Annotated in this window: 16 protein-coding genes; 9 read left to right on the forward strand and 7 right to left on the reverse strand. The window is 48.8% G+C overall.

Translation table 11 applies throughout. The annotated features are described in order from the left end of the window. Window position 1 precedes the first annotated feature (1 nt). The 3 genes from NG833_RS16130 to NG833_RS16140 all read right to left on the reverse strand — a co-directional run bounded on the left by NG833_RS16130 (window position 2) and on the right by NG833_RS16140 (window position 3,642). Window positions 2-1,048 carry a sulfotransferase family protein gene (locus NG833_RS16130; protein WP_254566308.1) on the reverse strand — a complete coding sequence of 349 codons (1,047 nt, stop codon included), beginning with the start codon at window positions 1,046-1,048 and terminating at the stop codon, window positions 2-4. 127 nt (window positions 1,049-1,175) lie between these two features. Next, window positions 1,176-2,582: an ABC transporter ATP-binding protein gene (locus tag NG833_RS16135; protein ID WP_254566309.1), complete on the reverse strand. Its 1,407-nt coding sequence runs from the start codon at window positions 2,580-2,582 to the stop codon at window positions 1,176-1,178. Between the two features lie 244 nt (window positions 2,583-2,826). After that, window positions 2,827-3,642 (reverse strand): ABC transporter permease, encoded by an 816-nt coding sequence (locus tag NG833_RS16140; RefSeq protein WP_254566323.1) that lies wholly within the window; start codon window positions 3,640-3,642, stop codon window positions 2,827-2,829. An 81-nt stretch (window positions 3,643-3,723) separates the two neighbouring features. On the opposite strand from NG833_RS16140, the gene NG833_RS30465 reads away from it, so the two are divergent. Further along, entirely contained in the window at window positions 3,724-3,858 is a 135-nt protein-coding gene (locus NG833_RS30465) for a hypothetical protein (protein ID WP_256556012.1), read from the forward strand. 62 nt (window positions 3,859-3,920) lie between these two features. Here the strand turns inward: NG833_RS30465 and NG833_RS16145 are convergent, their stop codons facing one another. Continuing rightward, on the reverse strand, window positions 3,921-5,000 hold the full coding sequence (locus NG833_RS16145) for a class I SAM-dependent methyltransferase (RefSeq protein ID WP_254566310.1): 1,080 nt from the start codon (window positions 4,998-5,000) through the stop codon (window positions 3,921-3,923). 18 nt (window positions 5,001-5,018) lie between these two features. Then, window positions 5,019-5,555 carry a hypothetical protein gene (locus NG833_RS16150; RefSeq protein ID WP_254566311.1) on the reverse strand — a complete coding sequence of 179 codons (537 nt, stop codon included), beginning with the start codon at window positions 5,553-5,555 and terminating at the stop codon, window positions 5,019-5,021. Between the two features lie 102 nt (window positions 5,556-5,657). Between NG833_RS16150 and ruvB the strand changes: the two genes are divergently transcribed. Then, window positions 5,658-6,770 (forward strand): Holliday junction branch migration DNA helicase RuvB, encoded by a 1,113-nt coding sequence (gene ruvB, locus NG833_RS16155; protein ID WP_254566312.1) that lies wholly within the window; start codon window positions 5,658-5,660, stop codon window positions 6,768-6,770. Window positions 6,771-7,289: 519 nt separating this feature from the next. Here ruvB and NG833_RS16160 read toward each other — a convergent pair. Beyond that, window positions 7,290-8,006, reverse strand: coding sequence for a pentapeptide repeat-containing protein (locus NG833_RS16160; protein ID WP_254566313.1), 717 nt, complete (start codon window positions 8,004-8,006; stop codon window positions 7,290-7,292). A gap of 636 nt (window positions 8,007-8,642) precedes the next feature. On the opposite strand from NG833_RS16160, the gene NG833_RS16165 reads away from it, so the two are divergent. Continuing rightward, window positions 8,643-10,301, forward strand: coding sequence for a methyl-accepting chemotaxis protein (locus NG833_RS16165; protein ID WP_254566314.1), 1,659 nt, complete (start codon window positions 8,643-8,645; stop codon window positions 10,299-10,301). Here the strand turns inward: NG833_RS16165 and NG833_RS16170 are convergent. Then, on the reverse strand, window positions 10,278-10,724 hold the full coding sequence (locus NG833_RS16170; RefSeq protein ID WP_254566315.1) for a hypothetical protein: 447 nt from the start codon (window positions 10,722-10,724) through the stop codon (window positions 10,278-10,280). The two genes, NG833_RS16165 and NG833_RS16170, sit on opposite strands and share 24 nt — an antisense overlap. A gap of 214 nt (window positions 10,725-10,938) precedes the next feature. Here NG833_RS16170 and NG833_RS16175 point away from each other — a divergent pair, with 214 nt between their 5' ends. The 6 genes from NG833_RS16175 (at window position 10,939) to NG833_RS16200 (ending at window position 19,883) form a co-directional block, all read left to right on the forward strand. Further along, window positions 10,939-12,345 (forward strand): pre-peptidase C-terminal domain-containing protein, encoded by a 1,407-nt coding sequence (locus NG833_RS16175; protein ID WP_254566316.1) that lies wholly within the window; start codon window positions 10,939-10,941, stop codon window positions 12,343-12,345. A 1,026-nt stretch (window positions 12,346-13,371) separates the two neighbouring features. Beyond that, complete coding sequence (locus NG833_RS16180; RefSeq protein ID WP_254566317.1) at window positions 13,372-14,967, forward strand: pre-peptidase C-terminal domain-containing protein; 1,596 nt, start codon at window positions 13,372-13,374, stop codon at window positions 14,965-14,967. A gap of 235 nt (window positions 14,968-15,202) precedes the next feature. After that, window positions 15,203-17,512 (forward strand): S8 family serine peptidase, encoded by a 2,310-nt coding sequence (locus tag NG833_RS16185; protein ID WP_254566318.1) that lies wholly within the window; start codon window positions 15,203-15,205, stop codon window positions 17,510-17,512. A gap of 283 nt (window positions 17,513-17,795) precedes the next feature. Next, window positions 17,796-17,957 carry a hypothetical protein gene (locus tag NG833_RS16190; RefSeq protein ID WP_254566319.1) on the forward strand — a complete coding sequence of 54 codons (162 nt, stop codon included), beginning with the start codon at window positions 17,796-17,798 and terminating at the stop codon, window positions 17,955-17,957. 91 nt (window positions 17,958-18,048) lie between these two features. Continuing rightward, a complete protein-coding gene (locus NG833_RS16195) occupies window positions 18,049-18,678 on the forward strand; it encodes a DUF6658 family protein (protein WP_254566320.1) in 630 nt (209 codons plus the stop codon). A gap of 461 nt (window positions 18,679-19,139) precedes the next feature. After that, complete coding sequence (locus tag NG833_RS16200) at window positions 19,140-19,883, forward strand: HEAT repeat domain-containing protein (protein ID WP_254566321.1); 744 nt, start codon at window positions 19,140-19,142, stop codon at window positions 19,881-19,883. Window positions 19,884-20,107: the final 224 nt, after the last annotated feature.

Consider the following 20,107-nt stretch of genomic DNA (forward strand, 5'->3'; position numbering starts at 1 on the left):
CCTATAATTGGCTGGATTTGAGATGGATAGTGCGGGCAACTGCCCCTTTCAATTCAGACCATTTTACCTTGAGTTTCCAGAACTTCGAGGTTTCCATCCAAGCAATTTGGTCTCGGAGGCGATCGCATTCCCCTTGAAGCTCACCCACCCTCGCCGCCTCATTCGCCCGAGTTTCAAGCTGGACTCTAGCTTGGACCGCTTCATGATGTAACCAGAGGGGATAAATTTCTAAAGGGAACGAATCGGACTGGGGCTGTGGAGTAAAATGACTGGGCAGATCCGCCGTCCAATCCAGTTCTTCTAAAAGAGAAAGGTAGGGCAGTTCCGGATGTTGGAGAAACCGAACTAAGGGGCGGTCATTGGGCAATTGTTGAAACAAATTTGGGTCATAAATCGTTTGGAACCTTGAGTCATCTAACCCCAATTTTACGGAAAGATTTAACTTGGTTTCTAACAGCTTGACCAGTTTAGTCGGTTGTGCTAAAAGCGCATTAATATTCACCAACAGACAGCGATCGGGATAGCGGCGATAGAAGTCCAAAATATGGCGATTATAATAGGCCCAACTGCGGATGGCATAATCGGGACGCTGGGAAAAAATCCCACTATTGAGACGCAGAATGGAATCCACCACATCCCAGGGGAGACGATACACGAATAAATAACGCGCCTCGGGGAGTAATTCTTGCCAAAAATCCAGCATTAGGGAGGTCCGGGGGTCCTTCCACCCCCAGAGTCCTCCTTGAGCATTTCGCGAGTCAATTAACCCTTGTGCCGTTGCCAAACCCGTTTTAAAGTGGTCAACATTGAGGGATTCTTGTTCCGTCCAACCCCAATCCGGCCAACCGGGGTCTCCCGGGGGACAACTGTCTTGGAGAAGCGATCGCTGAAACTCCAGAAAATCCAGGTCCTCGAAATACCCCTTGACATTAAAACAGTCTGCTTGATAGAGGCGATCGCCAAGTTCCACCCCGATGACTTTCATCAACGAAGCGATTAGAGAAGTTCCCGAACGGTGCATTCCGGTGACAATCAGGGGCAACGACATGATTCCTTGTATCCGTATCAATGAAAGGACATCTCCACAGTCCCATCCTCCCCCCTGAATCCGGGTTCATGAGGGGAGGTGGGTGGAAATTTTGGGGTCATTCAGTCACCAGTCCAATCAAATTAAATCAAATTAATTCAATTTCTTTGACCAGTTCCGGGACCTCGGTCTCAACCGTAACCGTGGGTTTAACCAGTAAGTCTACAATGCCGGTGGCAGATAAACTTTGTTCCTGTTGAACTCGAAACATTGCCACATCAATACAACGGGCTAAATAGGTAAAATCCCCATTGACAATCCCTGAAACCCCAGCATTTAAAAAATAGACTCCGGGATTGAGCAAACATTTAAACCGGAATTTTACAACAACTTTCGTCCCCGCTTCAACTGTTTGCAGAGACTGTTCAGAAAAGGAATGGGATGCCCCACCCAAGTCTAACCCGCTAATGGTTTTCACCAACATTCCACAGCGAATTTGAGAAGCGGACTCCAAAAATTCCACCGTATAGGTGTAAACATATTCGTGACGACCCACCAGGTTATTCACTTTTTTTCCCGTGGGGGTCAGAATATGGGGGTCAATAATTTTCGCCCCCCGTGATTCGTAGTGTAGGGTATTGCTGGGTTGCAGGTCCTCATCATAATAAGCCCGCGCGGCCTGTTCCACCGGACCCGACGAGGCGGGGAGGGCAAATTCACTGGAATGAGGAGTAAACACGGGGAGTTTTTCCGAGTCTTCTGGCTCATCTTTTTCCTGATTGAGCTTGCGAATCTCGTCGCATAACGCCTCTACTTTATGGGGGGGAGAGTAAATCAATTTTTGATATTTATCCACCACAATTTTGGGCGTATGATAGAGCAGCAATTCCCCATCATGCATGAAAATTGCCGAATCACATAATTCAATAACCATCGCAGCAGCATGGGAGACAAATAAAATCGTCCCGCCGCGTTCTTGGATGGTTTCAATCCGGGCAAAGCACTTGCGTTGAAAGGCTTCATCTCCCACAGAAAGGGCTTCATCCACAATCAGAATATCCGGGTCAACGCTGGTGGCGACGGCAAAGGCTAACCGGACAAACATCCCGCTGGAGTAGGTTTTGACGGGTTGATCCAGGAAATCGCCGATATCTGCAAAGGCGACTATTTCATCGAATCTGTTCTCAACTTCTTGTTGAGAGAGACCGAGTAATTGAGCATTAAAAAAGACATTTTGCCGTCCGGTAAATTCCGGATTAAACCCGCTGCCGAGTTCAAGGAGGGCGGAAATTCTGCCTTTGACTTCAACTTGTCCACTGGTGGGAGATAGAGTGCCGACAATGGTTTGAAGGAGGGTACTTTTTCCCGACCCATTGCGACCGACAACGCCGAGGGTTTTGCCTTTAGGAAGTTCTAGGGAGATATCGCGTAAGGCCCAGAATTCATCCGATCGGACTTTGCCGGGGAGGAGAATTTCTTTGAGGCGATCGGCAGGATGCCGATAGCGTTTGAAGCATTTGGAAACATTTTTTAGCGAAATTGCAATTTCACCCATGAGTTTACTGGTGTATGAAACGGCCTGTCAATTTGTGGAGGAGAGCAGGAGAGGGATGGGGGAGATGGGGAGGATGGGGGAGATGGGGGAGATGGGGAGGATGGGGGAGATGGGGAGATGAGGAGGATGGGGTGGAGAAATTAGTAACAACAGTTTGTAGTAACGACTTCAGTCGTTATCTCCCCCATCCTTCATCCTTCATCCTTCATCCTTCATCCCCCATCCTTCATCCTTTATTCTTAATTTAGATAACATCAGCAAAGGCGGGCCGTAAGCGACGGTAGGACCAGAAACCGAGTCCAAAAATGATTAAAGAAATCAAGGTAGCAACGGCCCATTCTCCGGGGTGGTTGATTTCGCCAACGAGGATGATATCTCGATAGGTTTCTGCGATCGCCGCCATTGGATTCAACCAAAATACTAACTCGCGCCATTGCTCAGGAATCACCGTTGCTGGATAGCAAATGGGGGTTAAATAAAACCACAAATTCACCAAGACAATCAGGGTTTGGGGAATGTCTCGCAAAAACACGGTGAATCCCGAAGTTAAATATCCCAATCCGGCAGTAAATAGCAGTTGGGTCACCCACACCAAGGGGAGGAGGAACAGGGTGGGATGGAGTGTATCGGAAGAAATTGCCAACATGAAAATTAAGGCCATTAGTCCCAAGGTACTTTCAATAAAGGCCGAGAGGACCGGGACTAAGGGCAGTAAACTTAGGGGAAAAACCACTTTTTTGACTAAATTGGGCTGTCCCACCACCACATTGGCCGCTTGCATAAAGCCACTGGTAAAGGCAATCCAGGGAACCAATCCGGCAAACAACCATAAACCAAAGGTAAAGCTATTTTCCGGTAAGTTATTTGCCGGAAGCTTGACCTTTAATATAATAGAGAAGACATAAGTGTAAATCAGCAGTTGGGAAAGCTGATTGAGCAACGGCCATAAATTGCCCAAAACTGAGCCTTTATAACGGGCGGCTAAGTCTCGTTGAACTAGGGTTTTGAGCAGGTTGAGCTTGATTAACAGTTGTTCATCAAGCAATGACCTTTGGGAAATGGGGTTTGCCTTGCGAAAGGCTCCTTTGATTGTTCTGACCAATTTTCACATCCTCACCCACAACTACAGATAGGGGGCTTCATGGGTGCGATTGCTGTGGCAACACTTGGCCGATCGCCTGAATGGGGAGCGTCCAACACCATGAGCCGGAATAAACTAGACTTAGAGGCGATCGCCGGAATGGAGGGTTCCCCTCTCCAATGGCGATCGCCTTAAAGGTTAGGATAACCAATCCCCAGTTAGAATAGTCTAACGGGGACAGTGATAAGCATATTTTCTTAGTCTTTTTGCAAAACCAGTATATCCTGATAGCTCGTCAGATATGGGCGTCCACACCATCCGCCATAATATTTCCCGACGACACTAAATCCGCGTTTAGAGATCCACTCTAACAGCAGGGGTTCCTTAAACCCGATCGCCTGTTCCGGGACCTCCAGGGTACTGGTAAAACACTCTTCTAATTTATGAACAATATTCTGGGAGCTTTTCCCCCGGCGAATATAAGATTCTGACTCAGGATTGAGCAAAAAACAGGTCATCACGCACCGACTCCCCGGTTTCATCACCCGGTGAATCTCATTGAGATACTGACGGACCTCGGGGGCTCTCATGTGGGTAAACACCGAGGTCAAAAACACAAAATTAAACCGCTCATTGGGATAGGGAAAGCGATACTGGGCCGCTTGTACGGGACCGTCGGGGTTGTACATCGGGTTGTAGATATCCGCGTGTTCAAAGCGAAAGTTCCGACAGCGATCGCCAAAGGTTTGAGCCGCCACCTCAATCAGGGGTTCATGAATATCAAACCCTTCATAACTTCCGTGCTCATTAAGATAATAGGCCAAAGTGTAGGCCATCCGACCAATTCCACAGCCCACATCCAAGACGCGACTGCTCGGGTTTAATCCACCCCGCTGGATGAAATAGCCCAAAAACTCTAACCCAATATTCGTAAAACCGCCCCCAATATATTGGATGTACTCCTCCGGAGGCAGGGGTAGGGTGGGTTCTATCAGGGTCAGCAGCATCGTCCCCGGTTCCCCATTGACCAAGGGAGTGGCAGTAATCAACACATCCTGCTGCTGCTGTTGCTGTTCCCGGGTGAGGGTCGCACGAATCTCAAACCGAGCTTTGTCAGCCCCTTTTAAGTCGGGATAAACCTTTTTCACATCCTCAGAAGGCATCCCGAGGGTGCAGTTTAAATTGCTCAATGGCTCATGAGCAAAGGTGACTTGAAATTGGTCCACCGGGCAGTCGCCTTGAATCGGGGCCACCCATCCTTGCAGGACCAACTCATCGTTAACGATCGCCGCGCGGTCCAGATAGCCCCTTGTGGGGTAAATGTCGATTGATTTCATCAAAAGTGGTGTTTTTTCCTATAAAACAGCTTGCAACGCCTTGGCGATGGCCGCTTTTTGTTCGGCATCGTACTTCCAGCGTTCTAAAAATGACTGGTAACGTCCCGTTCCGGTGCGGATTGTTTCTAATAGAGATTCAATCCCCTGTTGCATCTTCGGCAAAGCTAGAGTTTGAATAATCTGGGTGCTGCGATCGCGCACGCGCTCAGAACCTTGGGCCATCGTTTCATCCCCGGAACGCCGATGAGCAATTACCATTGCCGAAGACATGGCGAGATTTTTCACCATCAGTTCCGAAACAATCTCCTCGGAGGACCCTAATCCCTGGAAAATTCCCGGAGAGGGGCAGTCGGGCAAGGGACTCTCATCGCTTAAATAGGTCACGAAAAACCCCCGCGCCCCATTTTGAGTCCGCACTAGATTTTCCGTTACCTGAGCAATCTGAGCTTCCGAAAGCGCCCCTGTCGCCATTTGCTCTAAGAACGATTGGGTCAGGGCGATCGCCTCCGCGAAGCTGACTGAATCCGGTACGGTTAAAGAAGATAAATTAGTCATAACTCATAAAAATAGCCTGTTTAAATCCGTTGGAGCATCCTGACTAAAAATGGCACGAAGCGCCATTCGCATTCGCACTATTGTCTACGAACAAAGGCACTCATGGCAATCATCTCTTCCCATAACCCCACCGATCCACCGAAGAAAGAGCGCAAAACTGCTGAAAAAGGGGCAACCTCCAATCCTTCAAACCCCGGACTCCTCGAACCTCAAGCCACCCCGGAAGAACAAACCAACATTCAGCAGGAAGAAAGCATTCGCCCCCACCGATTGGCTGATTATATCGGACAAAAAGACCTGAAAGAAGTCCTGGATATTGCCATCAAAGCGGCCCAATCGCGATCGGAAGCCCTGGATCATTTATTACTCTATGGTCCCCCGGGTTTGGGTAAAACCACAATGGCCCTGATTTTATCTAGCGAAATGAAAGTGGGCTGTAAAATCACCTCAGCCCCTGCTTTAGAACGCCCCCGAGATATCGTCGGGTTACTGGTGAATCTGCAACCGGGGGATGTGCTGTTCATCGATGAAATTCATCGCCTGAGTCGGATGAGTGAAGAAATTCTCTATCCGGCATTGGAAGATTTTCGAGTGGATATTACTATTGGCAAAGGACAAAGTGCCAGAACTCGGAGTATTCCCCTGCAACGGTTTACCCTGGTGGGAGCCACCACCCGCATTGGCAATCTCTCCTCCCCCCTGCGCGATCGCTTTGGGTTGATTCAACGGTTGCGCTTCTACGAGGTGGATGAATTAACGGCGATCGTTCAACGCACTGCCGAACTCCTGCAAACCCCCATCACCCCGGATGGATGCGAAGAAATTGCCCGTCGTTCTAGGGGAACTCCCCGCATCGCCAACCGCCTGCTCAAACGAGTGCGCGACTACGCCCAAGTCAAGGAATGCGGAGATATTAACGCCTCCGTCGCCAATCTAGCCTTAGAATTGTTTAACGTAGACCCGATCGGTCTGGATTGGACCGACCAACGTTTATTAAAAATGTTGATTGAAAACTTCAACGGCGGCCCCGTGGGATTGGAAACCCTCGCTGCGGCAACCGGAGAGGATTCTCAAACCATTGAGGAGGTTTATGAGCCTTATTTATTGCAAATCGGCTATTTGAATCGCACCCATCGCGGCAGAACCGCCACCCCAGCCGCTTGGCGGCATTTCGGTTACAATCCACCCCCAGAACAATTGTCTTTAAGGATTTAGATTCCCAAATAAAAATCCGCACCTTTGAGGATTCTGTTGGCTAATAACATAGGGGGTCTGACCTCCTATTTACCCAGGAGAGGCCCGTTAAAATAGTACCCAAGAAAAACTCATGGCGGTTTAGGGACCCTACCCTCTTTCTCTCCTAATTTATGGAGTGAATCATGACCCTTCATCCTCAAGAATCATGTATGAAGAAGTTAGGAAGACTCTACACCGATCCAGACTTTCTTGAGCTTTACCCGAACTGTGGTCAGTTAGCCCGGTCTCCGGCCTATGAGCGCTTTGGTGACCTTAATGCAGTTTGCCGAGGGACTAACCGATGTCAAAGGGAAAACCGACTATTACCAACCGGATTGGGTATAACACGGGTTAAGCTTAGACTCTTTAGCCGTATGACTTATGGACGGGTTTTATGCCGGTCCATTTTTTTTGAGGCCCATAGAGCGACGGACTTGGGGTTATACAGAACTTTTCACGGTCCAGGTTACTACGAATTTAAGAAAGAAAGCATATTGATTATTCGTGGATGCGACCGTCTGGCATGATGGCTCCGGTTAATTTGGTGCCGATTAGCTTGACGAAGAGGCGGTCTTTTGTACCCATTTTAGCGCCGCGTAGGTCAGCGCCGGTTAAATCGGCTCCGCTTAAATCGGCTCCGATTAAATTAACATTTTGTAAGTTGGCATAGGTGAGATTGGCTTGCAATAAATTGGCGCGGAATAAGTTGGCTCCTTGCAAGTTGGCTCCGGATAAATTAATTTTGTGTAAAAAGCCATCACTCAGGTCAGCTTGACTGAGGTTCGCATGGCTTAAATTTCTGCCGGATAGGTCTTTTTCCCGCAGGTTTTGACCCCGCAAGTCGGCTCCGGTTAGGTCGGGATTGTGCGGTTTGTGCGATCGCCAGTGACCCTGACCCTGAGCATGAGAACTGGTCCGATCGCCTGGATGGGGAGGATTGGAATAGGTGTAACCGGCGCTGGATTTGTGGGTTTGATATCCTGAGGAGGGCCGATTGCTGGGGTGGGGGTTTTTGGGAGTTGAGCGCAGGCGATCGCGGGCTTCGTTAATTTGTTTTAATTTATCTTGGGCTTTGGAAACCAAACGGGCATTATCTTTGGGTATGCGATCGGGATGCCAAATAAACGCCAAATCTTTATACGCCTGGTTCACTTCCTCTAGTGATGCTCCAGGCTCTAACCCCAGTTCTCGATAGTATTGATCCAGCTCGTTCATTGGCGATCGCTCTACGCTCTTAATAGGAAGAAGTGGCGTGATTGGCTCCGAACTCTGAAAAAAATACTCCCTCGGTTCGGGTTAACCGTTTCCAGGGTAACACCTGAATGGAAGGTTTGGCCTGTGATTCTCTCCCCTGGCTCGTCAAGACTGAGATCCAGCATCCCTTTTTTGACCCGCCTGGTTTCGCTGCGGGAGCAAGGGATGCTAGACTAGCAAGGCTTTTGGGCGTCACAACCCAGGCATCCTGTCAGGATGCACTCACCCCTTAAAAGAGGCAACTCTCCGAGATCCCCGCATCCCGTTCCCGAGGGAATTGACGAGGTGACTGGTTTAAAATTAAACACTAATCTCAAATTGGGGTTAATCCCAATCCTTAGACTTCCTGGGTTGAGCGGACTCGGTTAAAAACTAGCCCGAGTCAAATCAATCCGACAGACTAGGCCCGTTTAATTTCTATTTAATCAACTCAAATCCGCTAAAATTTTTAGACTATTTAGTTACAATTTATTGACGCCAAATAATCGGTTCTGATATAACAGGGCCAACGCTGCGGCGGTTTCATTAAAACTCACCCAGCAATTATTCCCGAATGATTCGGCTGCTTTCACCCCCCTGATTTAGGTAAAAAAGTCCATGTATGAACAGTCCCGTCAGATTCCACAGATTCCATTTGCTGCTAATGAGCGATCGGTTCTGGTATCCATTTCTCGGATAGCCAGCATTACCGTTATTTTGATTGGCTGTATGGTCATCTTAGGATGGATGTTTGATATCCCCACCCTCAAAAGTGTCTTCCCGGGATTAGTGACCATGAAAGCTAATACCGCGATTGGTTTTATCTTGGGAGGAACTTGTATTAGCTTGTGGCATCGTGGGTCCAGAGACACTCAGAGTAGGCGGACTGCTTTAATTTGCGCCCTCTTGGTTGTGGCTGTAGGGCTGTTGACTTTGATGCAGTATGGGTTTGGCGTAAATTTAGGCATTGATGAACTGTTTTTTAAAGAATCTGTGGATGCTGTGGCGACGGCGACTCCCGGACGGATGGCACCCAATAGCGCCTTGAATTTTCTGTTATTGGGTTCGGCTTTGGTGCTGATTTGTATTCCTAGACCGAACTATTTGGCGGCACAATGTTTGACGATTTTAGGATTTTTAATTGCATTTTTTGGGTTTTTGGGTTATTTGTATGGCAATGCCTTTTTTTATCGCTTAGATAAAGCGTTTACCGCGATGGCATTGCATACGGCGGTGGGATTTATCGTGCTGTGCTTGGCGATGCTGTTTGCGCGTCTTGATGCGGGAATTATGGCCCCGATCGCCAGTCCCACTGCCGGGGGATTGATGGCAAGAAGGTTTTATCCGGCAGCGATTGGTATCCCTCCGTTGTTATGTTGGATCATTTTAATCGGCTGGCGGGGAGAGTTATACACGGCGGAAATGGGCATTTCGCTCCTGGGGATATTAAATGTGATGGTTTTTTCCGGGTTGATTTGGTGGAATGCCTGGACCCTGGGACATATCGATATCCAGCGACTTCAAGCAGAAACTGGACTGAAAGAGGCATTTGAATCCCTAGAATACCGGGCGAAGATGCAAAAAACTCTGTCTACGGAGTTGGCAAGCGCTTTTTCTCAAATTAGAGCAACGATGAATGAATTGGAGGTGTCAGCCAGTGCTACGGCAGAGCAAGCCAAGGCGGCAGATGCTCAAGCTCATCGATCGCGATCGCTTTCATCTGGGGGAAAGGCGGCGGTGGAACGGACTCAAACCGGGATGAATACGTTAGAGCAGAAGGTAGGCGCGATCGCTGCTGAGATTACCCGCACTCAACAGCAAGCGGCGCAAATTGGGGATATTTCTCGGTTGGTCAGTCATTTAGCCACTCAGACCAATATTCTGGCGTTGAATGCGGCGATCGAAGCGAGTCGTGCGGGGGAGCAAGGGAAGGGATTTGGGGTGGTTGCCAGCGAAATTCGGTCTTTAGCGGACCAAAGTAAGGTACTCGCACAAAAGATTAGTAATTTAATTAATGATATCCAGGCGGCAGTCTCCTCTACGGTGATGGTAACGGAAGAGGGTCTCGAAACGGTACAAACTGGGGTGGCGATCGTTCAAGAAATGGCTGAGGCATTTGATGGGGTTGCTCAAGCGATCGACAAGATTTTTGTTAACAATCAAAATATTGCCCTCACCGCGCAACAGCAAGCATCGGCGATCGCTCAGGTGGTGAATGTCATGAATGCGATCGACCTCAACCCTCATGAAACCCTATCCAAATCCCGGGATATTTGAAGGGGTGGAATAACTTCCATGACCGGCAGAAATCAGGCTTGAACGCGATGGGTTTTCTCCAGAGTCGGGGGCTGAATCATTCAGGGTTTCAGCGATTAAATCTCTATCGGTCATCGTGATTTCTGAAACTCTCTCTTCCCTTTCGGTTAACCCAGACTCAAGTAATTCCGGTGTTTCCCTTAATTTTATCAATTTATAGTTTGATTTCAAATCCTTCCTGAAATCGAGAATGAGGAAACTCCGGCATTGCCTTCTTCCAGAATGAGGCAATTGATTTAGGACGGCTATATCATACTCTAGTGGGGATGGATGCCAGCTCAAATCAGTCTGTCTTGACCGATGGGGAAGCAAATTAACCCCTTTTGAGGATTGATTTTTATCTGGATAGAGTCGGTAAAAATCCCTGAAATCTTTGCGAGGCAAGAGTTTAAATGAAGGGTGGGAGAGGAAAATTATAGAAAAATTAAGATTTATTTTTGATTTCGGTTGACAGAATCTGGTAAAATCAATCATAATTAAATATTGATGCCCCTTTTAACAATGAGTCTAGCTCAAGGTTTTACAATCAAATAAACCCCTAGACGCTCCACGAAATGTAACCCACGAAATGTAACGCCCAAATAGGGTGAGGTAAATTATGGCAATCAACTTATTGGATGCGGATTTTTATCGCGCTGTTAATCCAGATTTGCGAGGATTAAATAATCAGCAAGCTTTGGACCATTTAGTAAATTTTGGTCTAAATGAAGGACGGGTATTTTCCCCCGTAGTGGATTTAGACTTTTACCGGCGGAATAATCCCGGGTTAACTGCTGCTGGGTTGACGACCCGCAGGCAACTTTACGATCATCTTTCTAACTTTGGGGTCCGAGAAAATCGCCCCTTTTCATTAGTTTTCAATCCAGCTTTTTATGCCAGTGCCAATCCTGGGCTGACGTCGGCAGGGGTTGTGGGGAGTGAAGCCCTGTTGAATCATTACCAAAACTTTGGGATTAACGAGGGTCGTGCTTCTGCGATCGCCTTCGATCCCAACTTTTACCGAACGGTCAACCCAGACTTACAACAATTAAATAACCGGCAGTTAGTCGAACACTTTCAATTTATTGGGGTGAATGAAGGACGGACTTCCTCTCCCAACTTTAATGTTCGCTTCTATTTAGGCGCTAATCCAGATTTACAGCAAGCATTTGGGTTCAACTTCCGGCAGGCATTTGAACATTATTTATCCAATGGAATACAAGAAGGACGGATTGCGACTCCCGGAGGAACACCCCTGCCACCGTTACCTCCTCCGCCACCACCTCCTGTCCCAGTAGGACCTGGGAACACCCCGGAAACGGCGTTAAATGCCGGGGTACTCACGGGAACTCAAATTTTTAATCAGTCAATTTCGAGTACCAATCCGAATGACTACTACCGCTTTAACTTGAGTGGACCCACTAACTTAAATGTGGTCATCAATGGCATGACTCAAGATGCCAATTTAGAACTCTTTTTTGATAGTAATAATGATGGAACTGTCAATGCCACGGAACGGGTTGGCTTGTCCACACAACCGGGAACCCTGCAAGATTCTATCACGGGATTTTTCACATCAGGTAACTATTTTGTGAATGTTTCCCAAGGGGTTGCTGGGGCTGAAACGCCGTACAATTTGAATTTGATTGCTACCCCAGTCACTGGAGATATTGGGGGGAATAGCGCGAATACTGCGACTAATCTGGGGATTTTGTCTGGGACGCGCCGAATCGATGAGTTTGTGGGGGATCCGGACCCGCAAGACTATTTCCGGTTTGTCCTCAATGATGTGAGAAACGTTAATTTATTACTCACGGGTCTCAATGATGATGCAGACTTAAGACTGTATCAAACGGTGAATAATAATGGGGCAGTCGAGCAAGGGAACTTGATTGCTCAATCCATTCAAAGTGGGACAACACCAGAAGCGCTCAGTCGCACCTTAACACCCGGGGATTACTTAGTTCTAGTCTCTCCTGGGTTCCAGGGTGTGAATACAAATTACAGTCTAACTCTGTCTACATAAGACGCTACAATCCGCCTAGTTTATCCAGCATAAAAGCCTCTCAAAAGCAAGGTTTCCAGCTTTTGAGAGGCTTTTATTCTGGCCGTGTTATGCAGATTGTTGATGTTTATTCTTTTGAACACTTCCAGAGGTTTAGATTTTCTGATTTACTCTATTGCCTCCAATTCGCTGGGTCGCGCCCCTCTAAATTTGTCGGACAAAGAACCCGAGCAATTCTATTGGCAAGATTTTAATTTTTGGAGGACCCTTAAATCCGGTTATTGGTCCCACCACCAGATGGGTTCAGGATTGATTGGGACTTTTTTCAAGGGATAAATTAAGTAACCAGGAGGCTGGGTTTCCGGGTTCTGCTTGATCTGTCAATCCCCTCGCAGAGGGATATTTTGCTTGTTTTTCAATATTTTTTTAATCTAGGTGATTATTTTAGCTCAGATTGGGGGTACTCTGGAACCAGAAACAGTTTAGGGCGATCGCCAATTCATTTAAGGAGTTGAATTTTAGCCCACTGACTGAAAAGATGTAGCCATTCAGTCCGCTCAGTCTATCTAAACTTGAAGTTTGTTAAAGGGGTCTGTGGTTTGAATAAAAATTCTTTATACCCACTAGAAAAACCCGGCTATTCTCCGGTATCATCCAGTAAAATCAGCGTAAGTCTTGAGAGGGAGAAGCTTTTTTGTGGCAACAGAGTATTTAAAGAAACAGCACAGGAGCAAGGATTTTACTCTCTCTAAATCAACGGGTTCAATGATAGCTTAATGCTGGTTTATCTCGATTAAATTTCTCATTTTGAGAGAGTAATCTTGGATTTAAACCGGACCCAACGGGTGAACGGGTTGGCCCTATTTGCCTCCCCAAATTGGGGAAACTCAAAGGGCGATCGCTGTTTAGCCCGGTGACCCCGAAAAATTCTGACTCAAGATATGAGCCGATCGGCGGTTATCCGCATTTCGGTGGCCGATTGTGCTGTCAAAATATCGGTTCAGATTGATTTGAATTTTGTTCTACATTGCTTCAAAACTTTGCCTCATGTTAGAAAGTAGTGAGTTATTTCACCCGAAGTCTGCCCTCGGCCAACATAGCGAACCCTTCACCGGGATTGCTTCGGATCCATTCAATGAAGATTTCCCGGGGGCGATCGCACCCGGAGTCCATCCCAGTCAACCCAGTGCCTTACAGAACCCTGAATCTATTCCCCCAGAATTATCCCTTCGGGAAACTGCCATTCTGGAAGACTTCACCCGGTTTTTCCCAGAGTTCTCACGGCAATCTCACCCGCCCACAGACCCCCTGGAAACCCTCGGGCTGCAAATGCTCCAAGTGAGGAGGACAGAATCCCCTAATCCGGCAGATACCGACTTTCTGACCGATGATTACCCGGTTCTCTCCGTCACCCGCGATCGCCTCACCGATTGGAATGGCGGCAACTCTCACTCGACCCCCAGCTTAACGGGCAATCCTGAAAATCCCTTACAGACAGCAGAACCCATCAACCCGGAACCCGGTCCTGGGGATACTCTCGCTACCGCCATTCCCATTGCGATCGCCGGATTAGAAACCAGCGATCGCACCCTTGGGTTTCAACCGAATCAGACCGTTGTCGGACAAGTGAGTGCCAACAATCCCGAAGACTTCTATCGCTTCACCCTTGCTCACTCCGGGATTTTCACCGCTGAACTGACAAACTTGACGGGAGATGCCGACTTACGCCTAGTTCGAGATTTCAACGGCAATGGCATCATTGATCCAGTCGCTGATCGCAATGCTAATGGCATGATCGATACTGAAGAAATCGAAATCATCCCATGGCAACCCAATCGCGGTCCCACTGATGAATCCATCCGCCAATTTTTAGATCCAGGCACTTATACCCTCCAGGCGATCGCCTTCAATCACAACACCGCCAATTACACCCTCAACAGTAACTTTACCCCTAGCCCCACGGACCCGCAAGCCTTTTCCCTGGAACTCAATTTCGGACCCGGTACCGAAACCCTTACGGATTCCCATCGGCATACCATCCGCAAAGCTGCCGATCGCATCGAACAACTGGTTACCCAAAGTCCCTTTAATGCTCCCCATACCATCACTGTCGATATCGAATCTGGGGATTTCGGACCGGGATTCGTCGCATCCGCCGGACCGACTAGAGTGCGACGCCTGGAAACAGCCCCCATCCCAATCCACGGTGAAGTAGTCTTCAACACCAACCCTCAGAGTGACCTTCTGGACCATCCCCGCTACCTATACGATACAATGGTTCACGAACTCACTCACGTTGTCGGATTCGGCACGTTATGGCCAGACAAGAACCTAATCGCTGATTCTACACAGGGTTTATACGATGCCAATACCTTTGCTGGACAGGTATATGGAGAAATGCGCGGTACATTCCTTCCCACTCCAGTCGAACTCACCGTTAACGTGGGGGAAGGGTCTGACTTGGGTCACTGGCGCAAAAATCCCACCTTTGACAACGAAATTGGGGTAGAAGCTGGACATCCCAATGAGCAGCAAGTCACCAGTGCCTTAACCATCGCCTCCTTAAGAGATCTCGGTTGGGCTGTTAACTACGGCGCTGCAGAAGACTACATTTTGCCACAATTTAGGAGCGAATTAACTTAATCCGGACTTCACCCTCATCCTGGGGAAGGCAACCCAATCTTTAGGGGCAGTTTATTGACTGCCCCTACAATCGAGAGTTAGCATCCCGAAATTGTGTCACTTCTGCCAAAGAAAAATATGATAAGATTAGTAAGATTAGGGCGAACTGCTAATTCAGCGATCGCCCGATTCAAACCCCTGAAAGCGAGCAATCGCCAAAAACAGGACCCTGTTGCTTAGACGAGAAAAGTAGATTGTGTTAGACGCCACCAGCTTATTTAACGAAAGCTATTACCTCAGCCACAATCCCGACGTGATGGCAGCCGTTAGTGCGGGGATTTTCCCCAGTGGATTACAACACTTTATCGATGCGGGTCAATTTGAAAATCGCCAACCCAGCGCTTGGTTTGACCCTGATTTTTATTTAGCTTTATATCCCGATGTCAGGACGGCAGTGAGTGGGGGAGAAACTACGGCCCTACAACACTTCATTGATGCGGGGCAATTTGAAAATCGCGATCCGATCACAGAATTTTTTACGGATATTTATCTCGATCGCAACCCGGATATTGCTACCGCAGTCACAGGGGATTTACTCACCGCTTACGAACATTTTGTCAAGTCGGGACAACAGGAGGGACGGTCTCCTGGACCGAACTTTGATGCGACCTTTTATTTAACCCATCATCCTGATGTTGCTGCATTCGTGAGAACAGGAAAAATCAGTGCGGTGGAACATTACCTCCGATTTGGCGCATCCGAGGGACGTGCCGCAACAGAAAATAACTTACCCCTCGCCCTCAACGAAACCCTGGAACTGGGGGTACTGGGGACCCGAAACCTAACCGGGGCGACTTCCCCAGAAACCTCCTTGCAACAGTATCGGTTTCGCGTAGATAGCCCCAGTCAAGTGAGTTTACTCCTGAGTAGACTGAGTGATGAGATTGAACTCACTCTGTATCAGGATGACAACGGCGACCGAGTCTTCGACTTCACCGAGGCGATCGCCTCAGATACAGAACCGGGAACCCGCGCCAAACTCCTGAATCGGGTCTTAAATCCGGGGGATTACTCCTTGGCGATCGCTGCCCCCAACGAAGAAACATCCTATCATCTGAGTCTGGCGACCCTTGCGCTATCCAACTCCTACCCCAACCTGACCGGAAACCAGGACTTATACCCCCAGAACCTCGGGGTCCTCTCCTCAGACATCCTCCTGAGTAACGTCTTAGCATCCAACAACGCCGCAGACATTTACCAATTCACCCTAGAGACAACCACCCCAGTTCAGATCGAACTGAATGGATTAACCGCTGATGTAGACTTATTTTTAGTTGAGGACTCCCCGGAAACCGCCCAAATTCTCGCCGAATCTATCACCCCAGGCAATCAACCGGAAACAATTACCCAAAGTGCCTTAGAACCCGGAACCTATTCCGTCTGGGTCAAACCTGTAGAAGGAGAGACGAATTATCACCTGAGTCTCTCCCCGGATAACGCCACGGCGTCAGAAACCCGGGTTCTGGACCTCCCACCCCCGATGTTTGACCCGAACTTTGGGTTTGGGTTAGTGGATGCTGGTGCTGCCGTGGCGCGGGTCCTGGGAGAACCGACTCCGTTTCCCCAAGTTACCAATCCCATCGCCAATAATTATGCCTTAGATGCGATCAATGCACCTGCGGTTTGGAATCAAGGATATACCGGCGAGGGCGTCGTTGTCGCGGTTTTGGATACGGGAATCGATCTCACTCATCGGGACCTCCAGGGGAATCTCTGGGTGAATGTGGGTGAAATTATCGGCGACGGGGTAGATAATGATGGCAATGGGTTGATTGATGACTTTCACGGCTATGATTTCGTGGATGGGGATGGGAATCCCTCCTTTTCTTACTCAACCGACCGTCACGCCACCCACCTAGCGGGGATTATTGGTGCACAGAGAAATGGAATTGATGGGATTTTCAATGGGGGAATTCCGTTTGATGTGACCGGCGTGGCATACAATGCGACATTAATGCCGGTGCGTGTTCTGGACGCTCGCCAGTCCTTCGACCAATTTGAAATCGCTGTAGCAAACGGAATTCGCTATGCCGTGGAGAATGGTGCACAGATCTTGAATTTGAGCTTAGGGAATTTGCCCGGAGAACCGCCTACCGAACGGATTGCTGAAGCCTTGCGCTTTGCACGCGATCGCGGAGTCGTCGCCGTCTTTGCCTCGGGAAATGAAGGATCCGCAAGGGCAACTCAACCGGCAGATCCGGCCATTCGCGCCACCGCAGGACTGGGAATTGCCGTGGGTGCAGTCGATCGCGATCTCCGAGTCGCCCCCTTCTCCAATCCAGCAGGTTCCGCCTTTGGTCCTTATCCTTTCCTGGTGTCACCCGGAGTCGGCATCCGTTCCACCACCCCTAATCAGAACTATTTTACCTTAGATGGCACCTCAATGGCTGCGCCATATCTTTCTGGCGTGGTTGCCTTGATGTTGCAAGCGAATCCGAATTTAACCCCGGTTCAAGTCGAACGCATTCTCATCGAAACGGCCAACCCTTCTAGCGTCTGGGTCTAACCCAGTGAAATCGCCACCGAAACAGTAGACCTCTTGCAAAATTCTTTAAAGCCCCCCTTCTTAAGGGGGGTTGGGGGGATCAATCCTTTTTTTGCAAGAGGTCTAGTAAACATCAACGGTTCTAGCCTCTTCTTTATAACAAACGGTACGCAACATCAAGGCTATATAGTGAAGCTTGCAGGAATTTGACAGTTGGTGTAATGACCTCCAAGCTTCATGTTGCTCAAGCTGACGGTTATTCATTACGGGAGGCTAGTGACATCCCCCCAAAAGGGTAAATTTTTTGATTCATCCGACTAGCGATTTAGCAATCGGGCAATGGATTGTCGCTACTTTTGCAGCCTTGGGGAAATCGGTAAAAAATGATACTTTCGGTAGAGGTTGCGATCGCCACTGGCACTCTAAGCTGGAAGTCATTGAGGAAAATTTAACTTTCTCAAAATAACAATCATAGAAGTATGCAACAGCCGCTTTTACCCCATGAAATGTAAGGCAAAAAGCGGCAACAATGCTACTCAAATTCAAAGGAGTTTTGTATGAAACAGATGATTAATTGGCTGAAAAATATTAGCCTTCGACAAATTTTAACCGGAATGATGGCTGGACTGCTACTCTTCGTCGGGACTGCTTGTAGCAATACCCCGTCTGTCATGGCCAAAACTTCGGACCAGGTGAGAGAAGAAATGCCCTCCAAGTACGTCAACTCCACCTATGAAGGGGGGATGAACGAGTATCCAGATACGGACCCCCGACAAGAGGCGACGAACCGCGCTGAATCCAAAGCCAAAGCCCTCAGAGATAGCGCCGAACGTCGGATTAAAGACGATTCCCGGACCTATCCGGACAAAGACCTTGGCGAGATCCTCGAAGAAGTCCCCGGACAAGTCTCTAAAATTGGCGATCGCGCTGAAAATGCCGCAGACGAACTGGGCAAACACGCCAAAGCCGGGGCCAATTTAGCCGAAGAAACTGGGGAAACTGCCGCTGAAAATACCCGAAACACGATTAACAAAGGTGCTCAAAAAGCAGCCCGGGAAGCAGATAAACTCGGCAATAAAGCCCAAAACACCGCAGAAAACGCCACCGACGCGGTTAAATCTAAAGTGAAGACCGACCTGGATCGTTCCGGTAAAGCCCTAGAACGGACAGCCGATTCTATTGACTAGACTCTAACCTTATATGTTAGAGCAACTGGCAGTTCAGGCTAAATCAGCCTAACTCGCCATCCCCAGAGGCACAGCAGTGCCTCTATTTTTTTTGAAAACATCGTTTGAGGAGGATGGGGGTTTCGGGAGGATGGGGGAGATGGGAGAGATGGGGAGGATGGGGAGGATGGGGAGGATGGGGGAGATTGTTTGTAGTAACGACTTCAGTCGTTGCTCTCGTGTCATGGCGATCGCCATGACACGCACCATGAGCGGCTTTAAGCTCTAGTCCCCAAACAGGCAGGTGGTAGAGCCTACAATTGCTCGTGTTATGGCTTTAGCCATAACACGAGAGCAACGACTGAAGTCGTTACTACAAACAATCTCCCCCATCCTCCCCATCCTCCCCATCTCTCCCATCCTCCCAAAACCCCTTTCCTTGCCTGTTAAGGATAAATGACATTTATGGTAAAATACGGTTTATGTACGACCGTGACCTAAGCGCACTAAATCTCGATGATGAGCTAGATAGCCCTCTGGATCATTTGGATGAGGCACCTGCCCCCAAGCCGGATCCTGAGAAAATGTTGCTATTGTTAGCGTCATCTGTTCCCGAACAGCGAATGATCGCGACGCGGGCATTCTGTGAAATCCAGGATGAACGCGCCATCCCCCACCTGATCCAACTGTTGAGCGACCCTTGCCCCCTCGTGCGGGTGAGTGCCGCCTACGCCCTTGGACGCAATACCAGTCCCGATGCCGTCGAACCCTTAATCGACCGGCTAAATTTGGATTGGAACGGCTACGTTAGAAAGGGTGTCGTTTGGGCATTGGGAAATTGTGCCGATCGCCGCGCCCTCGAACCCCTCCTCGAAGCCCTGAAAACCGACATTTCCGCCGTCCGCCTCTGGGCTGCCAGTTCCCTAGGTCAACTGGCGAATGTCGGCTACGAGCTCGTTATTTCGGCCATTCCCCCCCTCATTTACAGCCTGCGAACCGACCCCATTGCCGCAGTCCGAAGTAACTGCGCCTGGGCGATCGGGCAACTCTGCCGCGAACTCCCCTCGAATGTGGTGTATGCCGGGGCGATCGACTCCCTAATCGAAGTCCTAGAAGAAGACGAAGACATGGGGGTTCGGGAAGATGCCAAAGCCTCCTTACTCCGAGTCGGAGACCCTCGCGGATTACAAATCATCGAGGAATTAGAACTCGATGGTTTATTGTAAATCCCCATCAAAGCGGAAAGGTCATCAAACAAAGCCCGCCTCTGCGGGCTAAGAAACTTTACTCATAAAATTTAGCATCAGTCATCACAATCAAGAACACTTCCGGTCCCCTCCCCTTGCCAAGGGGAGGGTTAGGGTGGGGTCCTCACAATCAAGAACACTTCCGGTCCCCTCCCCTTGCCAAGGGGAGGGTTAGGGTGGGGTCCTCACAATCAAGAACACTT

It is taken from the genome of Oscillatoria sp. HE19RPO (assembly GCF_024220515.1).
In the GTDB taxonomy this organism is placed as follows: Bacteria; Cyanobacteriota; Cyanobacteriia; order Cyanobacteriales; family Laspinemataceae; genus Laspinema.

What these genes read in the sequence shown, in the direction of transcription:
- NG833_RS16165 (WP_254566314.1), top strand. Translation starts at nt 8,643, where the DNA reads ATGTATGAACAGTCCCGTCAGATTCCACAGATTCCATTTGCTGCTAAT.
- NG833_RS16130 (WP_254566308.1), bottom strand. Translation starts at nt 1,048, where the DNA reads ATGTCGTTGCCCCTGATTGTCACCGGAATGCACCGTTCGGGAACTTCT.
- NG833_RS16200 (WP_254566321.1), top strand. Translation starts at nt 19,140, where the DNA reads ATGTACGACCGTGACCTAAGCGCACTAAATCTCGATGATGAGCTAGAT.
- ruvB (WP_254566312.1), top strand. Translation starts at nt 5,658, where the DNA reads ATGGCAATCATCTCTTCCCATAACCCCACCGATCCACCGAAGAAAGAG.
- NG833_RS16180 (WP_254566317.1), top strand. Translation starts at nt 13,372, where the DNA reads ATGTTAGAAAGTAGTGAGTTATTTCACCCGAAGTCTGCCCTCGGCCAA.
- NG833_RS16135 (WP_254566309.1), bottom strand. Translation starts at nt 2,582, where the DNA reads ATGGGTGAAATTGCAATTTCGCTAAAAAATGTTTCCAAATGCTTCAAA.
- NG833_RS16175 (WP_254566316.1), top strand. Translation starts at nt 10,939, where the DNA reads ATGGCAATCAACTTATTGGATGCGGATTTTTATCGCGCTGTTAATCCA.
- NG833_RS16195 (WP_254566320.1), top strand. Translation starts at nt 18,049, where the DNA reads ATGAAACAGATGATTAATTGGCTGAAAAATATTAGCCTTCGACAAATT.
- NG833_RS16150 (WP_254566311.1), bottom strand. Translation starts at nt 5,555, where the DNA reads ATGACTAATTTATCTTCTTTAACCGTACCGGATTCAGTCAGCTTCGCG.
- NG833_RS30465 (WP_256556012.1), top strand. Translation starts at nt 3,724, where the DNA reads ATGGGTGCGATTGCTGTGGCAACACTTGGCCGATCGCCTGAATGGGGA.
- NG833_RS16160 (WP_254566313.1), bottom strand. Translation starts at nt 8,006, where the DNA reads ATGAACGAGCTGGATCAATACTATCGAGAACTGGGGTTAGAGCCTGGA.
- NG833_RS16145 (WP_254566310.1), bottom strand. Translation starts at nt 5,000, where the DNA reads ATGAAATCAATCGACATTTACCCCACAAGGGGCTATCTGGACCGCGCG.